Here is a 14,206-nt window from a genome sequence, read left to right on the forward strand (position 1 = left end):
GATTGACAATTTCGCCAAATCGTAGCGAGGTATTGTAGGTGCGTCTACTTCCATTTGAAGGTTCATCGCCATGACATTGCATATCGGTTTTCTCGTCTTCCCACGCGTTCAGCAACTCGACCTGACCGGCCCGCACGACGTGTTTGCGTCTGTGCCGGACGCGACCGTCCACCTGATTGGAAAAACGCTCGATCCGATCCAGGCGACCAGCGGTCTGGTGCTGACGCCCACCATCACCTACGCCGATTGCCCCGCACTCGATGTCGTGTGCGTGCCGGGCGGATTGGGTGTCGGCGAATTGATGGAGGATGACATCGCGCTCGATTTCATCCGGCGGCAGGCGGCGCAGGCCCGCTTCGTCACATCGGTGTGTACGGGTGCGCTGGTGTTGGGAGCGGCTGGTTTGCTGCGCGGACGGCGCGCGACCACGCACTGGGCGGCCCATCATTTCCTGGAAAGCTTCGGCGCGATTCCTGTCAAGGAGCGCGTTGTTCAGGACGGCAACCTGATGACCGGCGGCGGCGTGACGGCGGGCATCGATTTTGCGCTGACGCTGCTTACTGGCTTGATCGGCGAAACGGAAGCGCAGGCAATTCAGCTTCAGCTGGAATATGCGCCCGCGCCGCCCTTTAATTCAGGTACGCCCGACACGGCGCCGAAGGCGGTGGTGGATCTGCTGTGGAGTCGCGGTGAAGCAGGACGTGCTCAGCGCGCTGCCATCGTCGAGCGCGCAGCGGCGCGGCTGAATTTATAGCTTGAATATGCGGCAGGCCCGGCGCAATGCCGATGCGCCCGGGTGCTTTTAACAGAAGGCGGATGCCATGCCACGCGCACGGATTGCTTCAATCACGGTTCTCGCCTCGCTCGGCATCGTGCTGGGCGGCGCGCCTGACGCATTTGCCCAGAGTACCGATGCAACGCCGGCCACGCCGGCGCCGGCACCCCTAACGCCTAAGCAGGCGCAGAAAGCGCAACGCAAAGCCGATAGAAAAGCGGCCCGGGCAAAGAACTCGGCGGAACTAAGCAAGCTGGAGAAGAACGGCTATAACCCCGCAGGGGATCGCAACGATTACCCGAATGATTTGCGCAAGGCCGAGGACAAGGCGAACGGGCAGTGACTTCGCGTATGTAGGTCCATGCCGGTATCCCGGGAATGCCCAATGCTGTGCAAGTAACGACAAACGACAACCCGGGAGACGACCATGTCGAATTTTCATTTTTCGCGAGTGTTCCTTGCATCCGCGCTTACATGCGCGGCACTTTCTTTAGCTTTCACTAACCCGGTTTATGCGCAGTCCGCAGCGACGGGCGCCACGGCGCAACCGGGTAATGGACCGACCACTCGCGCATCGGAAAAGGCCGATCTGAAAAATCTGGAGAACCATGGGTATAGGCCGACGGCAAGCGAGTCGAACTATCCGAACGACATTCAGAAGGCCGAGAAAGCCACTTACGGATCAGGTGCAACGGGCGCGACCGGCGCACCGGCGACCACGAATGCTAACTGACGGATTGCTGACGGAAAAGGTATCAACCGAGCCCATCGACATTTGCACGGTCTGCTAACGCATTGGCGGGGAACGAAAGTTGCGACGGCGGCCGTTGGCTGGGCGGCAGCCTGCTGCCCGCACTAACGATGGTCGACTCGTGAATGAGAAGAAAAGCCCTGATGTCCGCTGTATTGTGTGTTTGCGTCGCCGCCAGCGGTTGCACCACGCTTGGTGCAAACCGTCTCAAGGCCGATCAGGTCGATTATGCAAGAGCACTCGGTGAAGCCAAGAAGCGAGAAATACTCGCGGCTATTGTCGGCATCCGGTTTGCGGATTCGCCCGCCTTCTTGAGCGTCAGCCAGATCATTGCCGCCTATACCTTCGATGCCACCGCCGGTTCCACGCTCAGCGCAGGCGACACGACGCAGAATTTCGCTGCGGCCAACGGCAGTGTTTCGTACTCCAATCATCCAACGTTCACATTCACGCCAACGACAGGGCAGGCGTTCGCGACGGCCTATATTCGCCCGCTTGCGCCGACGCTCGTCCTGCCGCTGGCAGAGAGCGCGATTCCAATCGACTTGTTGTTGCGCATTACCGCGCAGTCGATTGGCGGCCTGCAGAACGCGAACGCGATGGGCGGCCCGAACGCGAACGGCAGCGTTGGTTTCTTCGAGTTGATCCAGGCATTGCGACGGCTTCAACTAGCTGGCCAGCTCAACGTCGAGTCGCGGGATGAAGATAAAGGCGGCCGTGTTTATTTCACGCTCGGCGCGACCACGAGCGGCGAAAGCGGAGATACGTCGGCGGATCTCGCGCTGGTGCGCAGGCTGCTGAAGCTCTCGCCGAAAACCAAGACCTACGAGGTGGTGTATGGGCAATCGGCTCAGCGTGGCGAACGGATTCCAATGGTCACGCGTTCCGTGCTCGGGATTCTGACGGACCTTGGCGCGCAGGTCCGGGTTCCGGATGAGCTGGTGACGCACGGGTCGACCAAGCCGACGATTGGATTGATCGGCGTGGAGACGCGGCCGACGATTGTTGTCAACGTGGGTAAGAAGGCGCCGGAAGATGCGTATATCGACATTCAGTACGGGCCATCGCAATACTGGATCGACCGGCGCGACTTTGATTCAAAGTACGCGTTCACGATCGTGCAGATGTTGATGGCGCTAGCCGAAACCAATCAGGACGCGAAGACGCCGATCGTGACGATTCCTGCGGGGTAGGCGCGCGTAATTAGCGGCGAAGCTTGACCCACCTGTATTGCGCAATACGTCATCCGCAATACAGGTGGGTGCAAGCCTCGATGCAGCTTCGCTGCGTTTCAATGCGCTTCGCCACGGCCCGCCGGGCGAATAGGCGTGTTGTCTTCCAGCGCTTTGGATTCGGACGCCTCCGTGCTCGCGTTGCGTACGGGGCTGAAAGTCCACACCATAGGTTCACGCGTGTCCGGCTCGGCGCGGGTCTCGTGAGCCTCGTGCGTTACGTGGGTCTCGCGTGGCGCGCGCGCGACCGGGTTGGCGAACAAGTGCGGCGGCGTACTGGCCGGCGTGCTCGGAGCGCTGGGCGTGCTCGGAGTGCTATCCGCGCTCGCAACTGGCGCCTTGCGCGGGATTGCCGGAATTACCACGGCCTCGCGGATGGGCGCCGGATGCAACGGACCGCGTTGCGCGATGGCCGCATTCTGGATCTGCGCGTTTTCGGCTGCCTTCTTCGCTTCAGCAATCTTGAAAGCCACATGCTTCAGGAATACGCGCGAATCCGTATAGCTCGAGTCGATGGCAAGCGCGTCTTTTGCATAACGCCGTGCGCATCGCCATGAAGCCGAACGGTCGCATGTGCGGGCGTGTTGCATGGCGGTATCGCGCGCGGCTTCGCGTTGGGCGAGATCGTCGCGTATCTGCTGGACCTCAGGGCTGTTGACCTGATCCGCGGGCACGTTGGCCACGCTCTTTCGTGCTGCGCTCAGGTCGTTGGTGCCCAGCGCGAGGCGCGCGAAATAGAGGTTTTCGCCCGGGCTGCCCACCGGCGGACGCTCTATGGCGATAACCGGCATGACTGGCGGCAACGACAGCTTCGGCAGTTCCTTTTCCACCAGCGCGGGCGGCTGCGGTGCATGGCTGGCGATGGGGACATCAGCGGCGGCGGTAGGGCTGGGCGCCGGTGGTAAAACCGCGAGCGACGGAGTACTGACGGTTGGAGCGATCGTGGACGGTGGTGCGGCAGGTGTGTCCTGTGCCAGCGTGACAGGTGCCGAAGGCGTCGGATTTTTCGGTGCGGGAGTGACAGCCGGCGGGTTCGTCGGACTCCTTGATATCGGTCCAGCGACCACGGTCGGCGTGTTCGTTACTTTCGCCGCTGTGGTTGGCGCAGTTGCGATTGTTGGGGATGTAGCGGTCGTTTCGGCAATAGGCGCAGGTGCGTTCGATGTTGCCGGCGTAGCCGGATCTGACGAAAAACTCATCGCGAGCGTGGAAATCTCGGTGCGCAGGACTCCAGCGGCGATCGTCAGCTTGTTCATGATCGACGCGATTATTTCGGTTGCCGGATTTGTTGCTGTGTTCGTTGCTGGATTCGTTGCCACTATGGGCGTTGGCGCGGGAGCCGGTATAGGCACCGGCAACTGCGTCACTGGCCGGGCCGCCGCGTAGGTCAACGCGGGGGGCGTCGGACGGCTTGCCGGCGGGGCCTTGGCCGCGCTCACCGGGATAGGGGGCGCTGGCTTCGCGGCCGCAACAACCTTCGCCGCGCTGGCCGGTGCAATGGCCTTCGGTGTGCTGTTGGTCATGACCGGAACGAACGCAGGTGTCCTCGCGGGCTCCGGCAGTGCTGCAAGCCGTTGCACCACGGGCGATCTCAGGCCGGGGGCGTAATTCAGCGCCAGCGCGATGGCGAGCAGTCCGCCGCCCGCCACGCCGAACGTTACGCGACGGACAACGCGAGCACGTTCCCGCGCGATATTCATTGCCGCATCGACTTCCTCGGGCACGCTCGGATACGGCACGTGCATGCGGCCCGGCATCATCATGACGTTGCTGCTATTGAAGTCGACGGAGTTCGGTGCGCGCAATGCCCGGGACTGATCCGCGCCGCAATGCGGGCATTCTTCTTCGCCTTGCGTCAACGTGTTTCCACAGCGATGACAAGCCGCGTAGAGGACAGGCGTGCGAAAAGCTAACAGGTTCATGATGAACCCCTCGAGGCAGGTGTCGATGCCGGCTCGTGATGCCGTCGGATCGTTCGTATAGGAATAGTGCGATTAATCCAGAAGTTGGCAGCGCGGTATGTTTTGTAGACCGCATTGACGCGCATCGGCAACGTTTCTCCGCAACTGCATTGTGTGGGGCTTCGCTCATCGCGTTTGTCCGAATTTAACTTGGATGTGGCGGATAAGGGCGGTAAGGCAAGCTTGCGGTCGCAACTCGCACCGGACGTCAGGGTGGGTAGAACCCGCTATACGATGTCGACCAGATTGAAGTGCCGCTTGTAGGCAACTGCTTAGTTCGATCAAGTGGACCGGACGCAGACTCGACAGATGAAGTCGTCGACGGCGAGCGAATTTTTGAGCAACGCCAACGCTAGGATGGAACGGCGACACGATCTGCACATCGCCCGCGGGGAGATCAGTGGGTAACGAAGTGTGAGGCGGGCCAAGAAACACATCGTCGAAATTGCTTAGTTATCTTGATGAATCGACTGACTAAGCATCATCCGGCGGATGACAGGTATGTCGACCTATGCTTCTGAACATGTGAACTTGCAGATTGGCCAGCGAACGGACATCAGCCTTCGACGCTTTCTTTCAATTAATAATTTTTATTCATCCGGCTTAATCTCCAATAATCTGCTAAATGCGAATTCATTATGGTTTATAACAGGATGTTATGTGGTCGAGAAACATAAACCCCAGAGAATGCGAATATATTATGGGTTATAACGAGATGTTATGAGTCAGCGGGAATAAGCTCAGCGAGAACTAATTACCGACAATGCCGCAGCTATTATCCTTGCCGTTAGTTATATGTAATAAATCAGAATAATTTCTGTAATTTAATAATGACGTATTGAGAATGTCTGTTTGACGTGTCGTAAATACCGCTAAAAATACTTTCGCGCGCCGCTTTCGAGATTTTAATTTTGTAGCCCTTGACGCCAGGTGCGCGTGAGTGCTCGATCGTCGCGTCCGACGTGCCTTCAGCGCTCAGTTCCCAGCGTGCGAAATCTTCGCCAAGGTCCACCCAGTAAGCGTTCTATCGGTATCCTGTCGTCTATGGGTCAGCGGCCCGCGACGGATATCAGAACGCTGCAATAAGCGACCCGGTCCCAATTGCCGGGCTTTCAAAGGCGGCCCCATATCCGCTTGAGATACGGTTATTGTTTTGCGACAACGCAAAAGCGGCACTAGTTAGAGCGTTCTCTCTAATTTGAGTATGCTGACATCAAAAAAAGTTTGACCATGCATTTTTTGTCCTGCTATCGTCGCATCCCATGAAACGCCGGTGACAATCACGCTGAAAAGTTCAGCAGCAGAAGCGCTTCGTTAAAATGCCCCCGGGTGTTAAAGAAAGATCGGAATGCGTGAGGGGCGTGAGTGATTGCGCGGGACAGAATTAACTGAATGTGGTTATTAAGTGATCGCTCGGTGAGCAGGAAAACCCGCTGAGGCGCCTCGTAGCCGTACCTCCGTCATCGCATCCGATTTGCGCGCTGCAGCATAAATTTTGCAGTGCAAATCAAGCGGTTGGGCGGTGCAAGCGCTGGCCCGAAGTGAGCGTTGGTTGCCGTACGCAAGTGCATTGCAGTGACAGAAATAGACGGTTCACGCCGGAGGAGTAAAGGTGGGTACGAAAGTCGAAGGGCAATTTCCGGCAGCAACGGCCAATTTGGGAAGGCCAGGGCGTCCGCGTGAGTTTGGGCGCAAGCAGCAAAACCCGGTGCGCCGCTTCGGCGGTATCGCTGTTGTTCTGCTCCTGCACATCGTGCTGATCTATGCGCTCATCAATGGCTTGGCCACCAAGGTCGTTCAGGTCATCCAGCATCCTATTGAAACGAAAATCATCGAGCCGGTGAAGCCGCCTCCGCCGCCGCCGTTGCCCACCGTGCAGTTGCCGCCGCCGAAGTTTGCGCCGCCGCCCCCGCCGTTCGTGCCGCCGCCGGAAGTGCAGGTGCAAACGCCGCCGCAGCAGCCCACCATCACGCACCAGGCCGCGCCGGTCGTGTCTGCACCCGCTGTCGCGCCGCCCGCTCCGCCAGCGCCGCCCGCCCCGACCAAGCCGGTAAGCACCGAGGTTGGCGTCGTGTGTCCGAACTCGGACCAGATCCGGTCCTCGATCCGCTACCCGAAAGAAGCGCAGGAAAACAATGTGACGGGCGATGTGCTCATTGAATTCGTAGTCGACCCGCAGGGCCACATCACGAATGAACGCGTTGCCAAGTCGGCAGACGATTCCTCACTCGATCGCGCAGCGTTCAACGCGGTCAAGCAGTTCACGTGCGTTTCCCAAGGCCAACCCGTCCGTGTGCAAGTTCCGTTCTCGTTTAACCTGAACTGATCCCCACTGGCTGTTCGGTACCGGTAGCGATTTATCAGTCTTGGTTTAGAAGTTGTACTAATGAACTTGGAGCAGGCATGAAAAAGCGTACTCTCGCCGCATTGGCGGCAACCCTGTTGTTCGCCGTAACCACGGTGGATACCTTTGTGGCACCGCATATGGCCCACGCGCAAGCTAGCGATGCTACCGCGTCGGCTACAGCACCCGCCACCGCAGCACCGCAAACGGCCGGCTCGGCCACGGACGAAGCCGTGCCGCCGCCCCAGCCGGCTACGTCGGAAACCGTCAACAACCCGTACGGGCTCGGCGCGCTCTGGAAGAACGGTGATTTCGTTGCACGCTTCGTGCTGATCTTGCTGGTGCTCATGTCGATGGGCAGCTGGTACATCATGATCACCAAGTTCTTCGAGCAATTCCGCGCGAATCGCCGTGCAAAGAGTGCCGACGAGCAGCTGTGGAGCGCGCCGTCGCTCGTTGAAGGCGCGAAGATGCTCGATGAAGCCTCGCCGTTCCGCTTCATCGCCGAGACCGCTATTGAAGCGGGCGAACATCACAACGAAGCGCTGCTCGAAGCCGTCGACCGCAACACGTGGATCGACACTTCGGTCGAGCGTGCGATCACTAACGTATCGAATCGTCTGCAAGACGGCCTGGCGTTTCTCGGCACAGTCGGTTCGACAGCGCCGTTCGTCGGCCTGTTCGGTACGGTGTGGGGCATTTATCACGCGCTGACGGCAATTGGTATTGCCGGTCAGGCTTCGATCGACAAGGTTGCAGGTCCGGTGGGTGAAGCGCTGATCATGACCGCAATCGGTCTCGCGGTGGCCGTGCCGGCGGTGCTGGGCTACAACTTCCTGGTTCGCCGCAACAAGTCGGTGATGGAGCGTGTTCGTGCGTTCGGCGCGCAACTGCACACTGTCTTGCTCGCCGGCAGCCGGCGCTCGGCGCGCGCTACGGCTCGCGAAACAGCGCTTGCCCAATAAGCGGAGTTCGTCATGGCTATGAGCGTTGGGCAAGATGATGACGACGAGGTCATCTCCAGTATCAACACCACGCCGCTCGTCGATGTGATGCTGGTCCTGCTGATCATCTTTCTGATCACGATTCCGGTGGTGACCCATACGATTCCGGTGCAACTGCCGAAAGAGACGATCCAGCCGCTGCAGACCACACCGAAAAGTATTGTCATTGCGGTCAACCGCGACGGCGATTTCTTCTGGAACGAGAAGCAGGTGGATGCGCCGACGCTGCTGGCACGCCTGAAGACCGTGTCGGTCCAGACGCCGCAACCGGAAGTGCACGTTCGGGGCGACCAGAACACGCGTTACGAATTCATCGGCCGGGTCATTACCGAGTGCGAGCGCGCCGGTATCGCCAAGGTTTCGTTTATTACTGAGCCGCCTCCGCGGGGCGGCTAGCTTTGCAGGGGAACGCACAATGGGAATGAACGTATCGTCGGGCGGTGGCAGCGCTGAACCGGACGTGATGGTCGATATCAACACCACGCCGCTGATCGACGTGATGCTGGTGTTGCTGATCATGCTGATCATCACGATTCCGATCCAGACGCACGCCATCAAGATGAACATGCCGATCGGCAATCCGCCGCCGCCGATCACGCAGCCTGAAGTGGTGCAGATCGATATCGACTTCGACGGCACCACGACCTGGAACGGTCAAGCGGTGCCGGACCGTGCGGCGCTCGAATCCAGGCTCGCACAGGTGGCGGCTGAACCGGTGCAGGCAGAAATTCATCTGCGGCCCAACAAGCTGGTGCCGTACAAAGATGTCGCGGCGGTGATGGCGTCCGCTCAGCGATTGGGCGCGACGAAAATCGGCCTGATCGGCAATGAGCAGTACATGCAATAGGGAAGTGCAATGCTAACGATCCATCAACGATTCAAACGCGCCGTGATGGCGACGGCCATTGGGGGACTGTCCGCGCTCGCCGTGCTGCCTGTCACGGCGCATGCCGCGGACACGTTGCGCCCGGATGTGGCGAAGCCGCTGAACGCCGCGCAGGATCTGTATCGCGCGCACAAGTACAACGATGCGTTGACGAAGATCGATCAGGCCGCAGCGGTTCCCGGCAAGACGCCGTATGAAAGCACCATGGTCGAAGAAATGCGCGGCGCTGCTGCGGCGGCGGCGGGCAACAACGCCGTGGCTGCGCAAGCCTACGAAACGTTGCTGAGTTCGGGACGCCTGAGCGGCGCCGATGAACAACGCACGACCGCGGCGCTTGCGGGCATCTACTTCCAGGAAAAGAACTACACGCAGGCTATCAAGGTCGCGCAGCGTTACCTGAAGTCAGGCGGCGGCGATCCCGATATGCGCACGTTGCTCGTGCAGTCTTACTACCTGTCGAACGATTGCGCCAATGTGGTGAGTTTGCTCAAGCCCGCGGTGGACGCGCAAGTGCATGCCGGTCATGCGCCCGATGAGTCGCAGCTGCAGTTGCTCGGCACGTGCGCGCAGCGCGTGAAGGATGACACGACGTACCGCGGTGCACTCGAAAAGCTGGTGGCGTATCACCCGAAGCAATCCTACTGGGATGACCTGTTTCAATCGATTCGCACGAAGCCGGGCTATTCGTCTGTGCTCGATATCGACACCTATCGGCTGCGTCGCGCAACCGGGTCGCTCACAACCGTCGATGACTACATGGAGATGACTCAGCTCGCTATCGTCGCGGGCACCACGGCCGAGGGCAAGCAGGTGATCGACCAGGGATTCACATCAGGCGTTCTGGGTCACGATGCACAGACGGATCGCGAAAAGCGGTTGCAGGCGCTGGCTGTGAAGCGGGCACAAGCGCCGGCTGATTCGTCGAACCCTGTGGCGCCTGTTGATATCGGCTTCAACGAGGTCTTCGCCGGTCAAACCAAGCCAGGACTTGCGGCCATGGAGGCGGCGATCGCGAAGGGTGGACTGGATCATCCTGATCAGGCGCAACTGCATCTCGGCGTGGCCTACTTCGTGGCAGGCGACAAAACCCGTGCAGTGCAAACGTTCCGTGCGGTGAAAGGCTCCGACGGTTCAGCCGACCTCGCCCGATTGTGGGTGCTGGTGGCGTCGAAGTAACGAGTAACAAGTAACGGTATCCCGGTTGAACATGTCCCATCCTGCGAAGGGCGATGATCGCGTGTGCAATTGCCGTGCGCATCGCCCCGCTTTAGGCAAGTGCGAAAGTATCCCGACGATCGCATTGATTGAACCATCCATCGCGGCAACTAACCGGGCATATGGCGCGTGTCTTAGGGAGGATGCTGCATTCAGTAAAACATAGTTTGGTATACAAACTAATTTTGACCACGGGATTCTGTCTTGCTATGGTTTTGCCACTCGATAACAAGGCACAGGTCGCAGTTTCCATAGGAAGTAAAATTCGCGCGCTTCGCCAACGGCTCAAGCGCACGCTGGATGAAGTGGCAACGATTGCAGGGATTTCAAAGCCTTTTTTATCGCAGGTGGAACGAGGTCATGCAACGCCTTCCATTACCTCTCTGGTTGGCATTGCGCGGGCTCTCGGCGTGACGGTGCAGTACTTCGTCGACACGCCTACCGAAGACAGGTCAGTGCGCAGAGGGAGCGAGCTGAGCTACTTTGGGTTTGACGGAACCGCGAACCGTTTTGGAAGGCTGACGAACTTGTCCGTCGGCGGCCAGCTGGAGGCGATTCTGGTCAGGATGCCGGTGGGACAGAATCCATCGGAAGTCACGACACATGCAGGAGAAGAGTTCCTGTATGTGATGAGCGGCCAGATATCGCTCACGTTGGAAGGTACAACGTTCGTGTTGCAGGCAGGTGACACCGCGCATTACGAGTCCACCGTGCCCCACGCCTGGTGCAACACCGCTCGTGAAGAAGCGGTAATTGTTTGGGTGGGCACACCAAGATTGTTCTAAGCCCCTTTGCTTCGTACTTTCTTTAGAAGCAGTCGCTTCGTATTTGTAAGCATTACTGATGGATAGATGTAAGGTGGAATGGATGGGAAGACATTTCCCGGCCCATCACACAACGTAGTTGAAGTTAAAAAAACTAAGCAGCGCTGCGCATTTCGTTTGCAACAAATAAGTAGTCCGATATTGAAGTATTTGAAGTGTCCCGTCTTTTTGTCTGCATGTGCAATCTGGTGCGTGATTGACCAGTTTGCGGGTCAGTTCAAGCGCGGGTCAGCTTTAACGGAGCGCGGCGCTAGAACGCCGTATATCGAGTGGCGAGGTTCACAAGACCTCGCCTCACACACAGCTGTGCCTTACTTACGAGCGAGAAGGGGAAAAATGAAACAACGGGCATTGGCGCTGGCCATCAAACGAATAGTCTGGGCTGAGTTAGCATTGTCAGCCGCATTCGCCGTACCGGCGTTTGCGCAAAGCCAGCCGGCCACCACAGGAACTGCTGCAGGCGCAACCACGACGGAAAGCGCGCCGGCAGCGGCAGTGGCGACGCCAGCATCTGGCACCGCTGCAACACCGTCCGCAGACAACAATACCGCGACACCGACTGCTGAAAAGGGCGTCCAGCAAATCAAGAAATTTGAAGTGACCGGGTCGCTGATTCGCAGCGCCGACAAGGTTGGCTTCAATGCGGTGCAGACGGTTACGCAGAAAGACATTCAGAACAGCGGCGCCACGACCGTCGCGGATTATCTGCGCACGACCTCGGCCAACTCGGCGAACAGCTGGGGCGAAGGCCAGTCCGGCAACTTCGCGGCAGGCGCGGCAGGCATCGCTCTGCGCGGCCTTAGCGAAAAATACACGCTCGTGTTGGTGGATGGACAGCGCGTTGCTCCGTTCGCGTTCTTCTCGAACAGCGTCGACTCCTTCTTCGACTTGAATACGCTGCCGTTGAACTCCATTGACCGCATCGAAATCGTGAAGACCGGCGCCGTGTCGCAATACGGTTCGGACGCCATCGCAGGCGTCGTCAACATCATCACGAAGCATGACTTCCAGGGCTTGCAACTCGACGGCAGCTACGGCAGCGCCATCAGCCAGGGCGGCGGCGCGGGCACGACCAAGTTCGGCGTGCTCGCCGGCTTTGGCGACCTCAACGCCGACCGCTTCAACGTGACGGCTGCAGCGAGCTACTACAAGTCGAACGGCTTCACGCTCGCCGACCGCGACGCGACGAGCGCCCAGGATTTCACCAATCAGCCGGGCGGCCATTCGTTGCTCGCGCCGTCGTACTGGAACCTGCCCGACGGCAGCGTGCAGGCGTTGAGCGGCTGTGCGAACGGCGGTGCTGTGCATCCCGCAGGCACCAACTCGCTGACATCGGGATTGCCGGGCACGATTTGCGGCTACAACACAGCAGAAAGCACGTCGATCGCGCCGATGACCGAGCGTCTGAACGCGAAGCTTCACGCTGATTTCAAGATCAACGACGAGACGACAGCGTTTGGTGACTTCCTGATCAGCAGCAACAAGACCACGACGAATGACGGTCTGTGGGGCAACGTAGTCGGGAATCCGCAGGTTCCCGCACTCGTGTGGAATCCGAACACCAAGCTGCTTTCGCCGTTCAACTTCACGGTGCCGGCGGGCAATCCGTACAACCCGTACGGGGTAGCCACGCCGCTCACGTATGCGTTCCCGGGCGCGGTAGCGGAAGACACGTATGCCACCTACTGGCGCGCGTCAACGGGCATCAAGGGTTCGTTCAACCTGCCGAACGGCGAGTGGGACTGGGCAACGTCAGTCAGTCACTCGCAGAGCACGGTTTCGAACACTTATACGAACCAGCTCAACACCGCGGCACTGACCAATATTTACCAGAACGGGACGTTCGATTTCTCGAATCCTGCGGCAACGCCGAACGGCCTCAACGGGCTGTATCAGGATGCGAACAACCTCGCGATCTCGAAGCTCGATACCGTTGACGCAACGCTGTCCACGCCACACCTCTTCAGTCTGCCGGCGGGTGATGTAGGTCTCGGCTTCGGTGCACAGTTCACTCACCAGAGTGAAGTGATGAACCCGGGTGCGGCATTCGAAACGGGCCAGGTCATCAACCCGAATCTGCAGACGGTGAATGGCCAGCGCAACGTGGCTGCCGTGTACTACCAGGTGGACATTCCTATCGTCCGCGCGTTGACGTTCAGCCAGTCGGGCCGTTACGACCACTACAGCGATGTGGGTGGTGCGTTCTCGCCGCGTTTCGCGTTGCGTTATCAGCCGGTTCAGGCGTTGACGATGTACACCTCGTACAACCGTGGCTTCCGCGCACCGACGTTCGTTGAGAACAGCAACTCGCAAACGCTGGGTATTCAGGTCGACCAGGCCACTGGCCAGAACTACACGTCGATCACGGAAGGGAATCCGGACCTGAAAGCCGAACGCACGAAGAACCTGAGCATCGGCTTCCAGCTGTCGCCCACCCGTACGACGGATGTCGGCCTGGACTGGTACAAGATTCGTGTCGACAACGTGATTGGTCAAGGCTCGCCTTCCCAGACCGTAACCGACGCAGATGGGAATCTGCTGTACAAGGTCATCCCGTACATGAACCTGGGTTACCTGGATACGAACGGCTTTGAAGGCACGTTCCGCCAGACGCTGTCGACGAAGACCGGGACGTTCACGTTGTCCGCTGACTGGGCTTACATCAACAGCTTCAAGCTCGGCTCGCCGGGCCAGTCGCCGGTGAATGGTGCGGGTAATGACTACACCCTCACGCAGCCGTTCGGCGGCAGCTTCCCGCGCTGGAAAGGCAACACCACCCTGGACTGGGCGTACAACAAGTTTGACGCAGCGCTGACGTGGCAGTTCACGGGTCCGTACGCGCAAAACTTGGTTGCTGCCGGTCCGTCCCACGCGGGATCGTACAGCCAGTTCAACCTGATGATGACGTACACGGGCTTCAAGCACTGGACGATCTTCGGCGGCATCGACAACATCTTCAATCGTGCGCCGCCGTACGATGCAGTCTTTGCAAATGGCACGCTGGATCAGAATGGCTACGACCAGTCAATCTACACGAACATCGGCCGTTTCGCGCAAGTTGGCGCAACGTACAAGTTCTGAAATCGCTGTAGTCTGTTTGCCTGATGGAGCGGTCGCTTCGGCGCGCGTGATACGGCGCCGGAGCGGCCTTGTTTTTGGAATTCCGGACCTTTCGTTTTTACGTATTGATCTTTCGATGCCTCATCGCATGACG

13 protein-coding genes are annotated in these 14,206 nt (G+C 59.1%); 11 read left to right on the forward strand and 2 right to left on the reverse strand.

Features of this window, described 5'->3' with window-relative positions; translation table 11 throughout:
* Positions 1-70: 70 nt before the first annotated feature.
* From ACMX25_RS17265 to ACMX25_RS17280, 4 genes are all read left to right on the forward strand, one after another.
* Entirely contained in the window at positions 71-754 is a 684-nt protein-coding gene (locus ACMX25_RS17265) for a DJ-1/PfpI family protein (protein ID WP_414951215.1), read from the forward strand.
* A gap of 67 nt (positions 755-821) precedes the next feature.
* Entirely contained in the window at positions 822-1,118 is a 297-nt protein-coding gene (locus ACMX25_RS17270) for a hypothetical protein (RefSeq protein ID WP_414951216.1), read from the forward strand.
* A gap of 84 nt (positions 1,119-1,202) precedes the next feature.
* Entirely contained in the window at positions 1,203-1,508 is a 306-nt protein-coding gene (locus tag ACMX25_RS17275) for a DUF4148 domain-containing protein (RefSeq protein WP_414951217.1), read from the forward strand.
* 143 nt (positions 1,509-1,651) lie between these two features.
* Complete coding sequence (locus ACMX25_RS17280; protein WP_414951218.1) at positions 1,652-2,719, forward strand: hypothetical protein; 1,068 nt, start codon at positions 1,652-1,654, stop codon at positions 2,717-2,719.
* Positions 2,720-2,817: 98 nt separating this feature from the next.
* Here the strand turns inward: ACMX25_RS17280 and ACMX25_RS17285 are convergent, their stop codons facing one another.
* Together ACMX25_RS17285 and ACMX25_RS17290 are read right to left on the reverse strand one after the other, a co-directional pair.
* Positions 2,818-4,680: a zinc ribbon domain-containing protein gene (locus ACMX25_RS17285; RefSeq protein WP_414951219.1), complete on the reverse strand. Its 1,863-nt coding sequence runs from the start codon at positions 4,678-4,680 to the stop codon at positions 2,818-2,820.
* 844 nt (positions 4,681-5,524) lie between these two features.
* Positions 5,525-5,731 (reverse strand): hypothetical protein, encoded by a 207-nt coding sequence (locus ACMX25_RS17290; RefSeq protein ID WP_414951220.1) that lies wholly within the window; start codon positions 5,729-5,731, stop codon positions 5,525-5,527.
* A gap of 600 nt (positions 5,732-6,331) precedes the next feature.
* On the opposite strand from ACMX25_RS17290, the gene ACMX25_RS17295 reads away from it, so the two are divergent.
* From ACMX25_RS17295 to ACMX25_RS17325, 7 genes are all read left to right on the forward strand, one after another.
* Positions 6,332-7,045: an energy transducer TonB gene (locus ACMX25_RS17295; protein ID WP_414951221.1), complete on the forward strand. Its 714-nt coding sequence runs from the start codon at positions 6,332-6,334 to the stop codon at positions 7,043-7,045.
* A 77-nt stretch (positions 7,046-7,122) separates the two neighbouring features.
* A complete protein-coding gene (locus ACMX25_RS17300) occupies positions 7,123-8,028 on the forward strand; it encodes a MotA/TolQ/ExbB proton channel family protein (protein ID WP_414951222.1) in 906 nt (301 codons plus the stop codon).
* Between the two features lie 12 nt (positions 8,029-8,040).
* Entirely contained in the window at positions 8,041-8,463 is a 423-nt protein-coding gene (locus ACMX25_RS17305; RefSeq protein ID WP_414951223.1) for an ExbD/TolR family protein, read from the forward strand.
* Positions 8,464-8,482: 19 nt separating this feature from the next.
* Positions 8,483-8,914 (forward strand): ExbD/TolR family protein, encoded by a 432-nt coding sequence (locus tag ACMX25_RS17310; RefSeq protein WP_299718451.1) that lies wholly within the window; start codon positions 8,483-8,485, stop codon positions 8,912-8,914.
* A 9-nt stretch (positions 8,915-8,923) separates the two neighbouring features.
* Positions 8,924-10,129, forward strand: coding sequence for a tetratricopeptide repeat protein (locus tag ACMX25_RS17315; protein WP_414951224.1), 1,206 nt, complete (start codon positions 8,924-8,926; stop codon positions 10,127-10,129).
* A 248-nt stretch (positions 10,130-10,377) separates the two neighbouring features.
* The gene (locus ACMX25_RS17320; protein WP_414951225.1) at positions 10,378-10,953 is read left to right on the forward strand and encodes a helix-turn-helix domain-containing protein; all 576 of its coding nucleotides are present in this window, start codon (positions 10,378-10,380) and stop codon (positions 10,951-10,953) included.
* A gap of 375 nt (positions 10,954-11,328) precedes the next feature.
* Complete coding sequence (locus ACMX25_RS17325) at positions 11,329-14,073, forward strand: TonB-dependent receptor (RefSeq protein ID WP_414951226.1); 2,745 nt, start codon at positions 11,329-11,331, stop codon at positions 14,071-14,073.
* The last annotated feature ends 133 nt before the right edge of the window (positions 14,074-14,206 follow it).

Origin of the sequence: Caballeronia eucalypticola, from assembly GCF_047608185.1 — a bacterium.
Taxonomy (GTDB): Bacteria; Pseudomonadota; Gammaproteobacteria; order Burkholderiales; family Burkholderiaceae; genus Caballeronia.

Coding starts and splice junctions, on each gene's coding strand:
- ACMX25_RS17265 (WP_414951215.1), top strand. CDS start 71: ATGACATTGCATATCGGTTTTCTCGTCTTCCCACGCGTTCAGCAACTC.
- ACMX25_RS17270 (WP_414951216.1), top strand. CDS start 822: ATGCCACGCGCACGGATTGCTTCAATCACGGTTCTCGCCTCGCTCGGC.
- ACMX25_RS17275 (WP_414951217.1), top strand. CDS start 1,203: ATGTCGAATTTTCATTTTTCGCGAGTGTTCCTTGCATCCGCGCTTACA.
- ACMX25_RS17280 (WP_414951218.1), top strand. CDS start 1,652: ATGAGAAGAAAAGCCCTGATGTCCGCTGTATTGTGTGTTTGCGTCGCC.
- ACMX25_RS17285 (WP_414951219.1), bottom strand. CDS start 4,680: ATGAACCTGTTAGCTTTTCGCACGCCTGTCCTCTACGCGGCTTGTCAT.
- ACMX25_RS17300 (WP_414951222.1), top strand. CDS start 7,123: ATGAAAAAGCGTACTCTCGCCGCATTGGCGGCAACCCTGTTGTTCGCC.
- ACMX25_RS17305 (WP_414951223.1), top strand. CDS start 8,041: ATGGCTATGAGCGTTGGGCAAGATGATGACGACGAGGTCATCTCCAGT.
- ACMX25_RS17310 (WP_299718451.1), top strand. CDS start 8,483: ATGGGAATGAACGTATCGTCGGGCGGTGGCAGCGCTGAACCGGACGTG.
- ACMX25_RS17315 (WP_414951224.1), top strand. CDS start 8,924: ATGCTAACGATCCATCAACGATTCAAACGCGCCGTGATGGCGACGGCC.
- ACMX25_RS17320 (WP_414951225.1), top strand. CDS start 10,378: ATGGTTTTGCCACTCGATAACAAGGCACAGGTCGCAGTTTCCATAGGA.
- ACMX25_RS17325 (WP_414951226.1), top strand. CDS start 11,329: ATGAAACAACGGGCATTGGCGCTGGCCATCAAACGAATAGTCTGGGCT.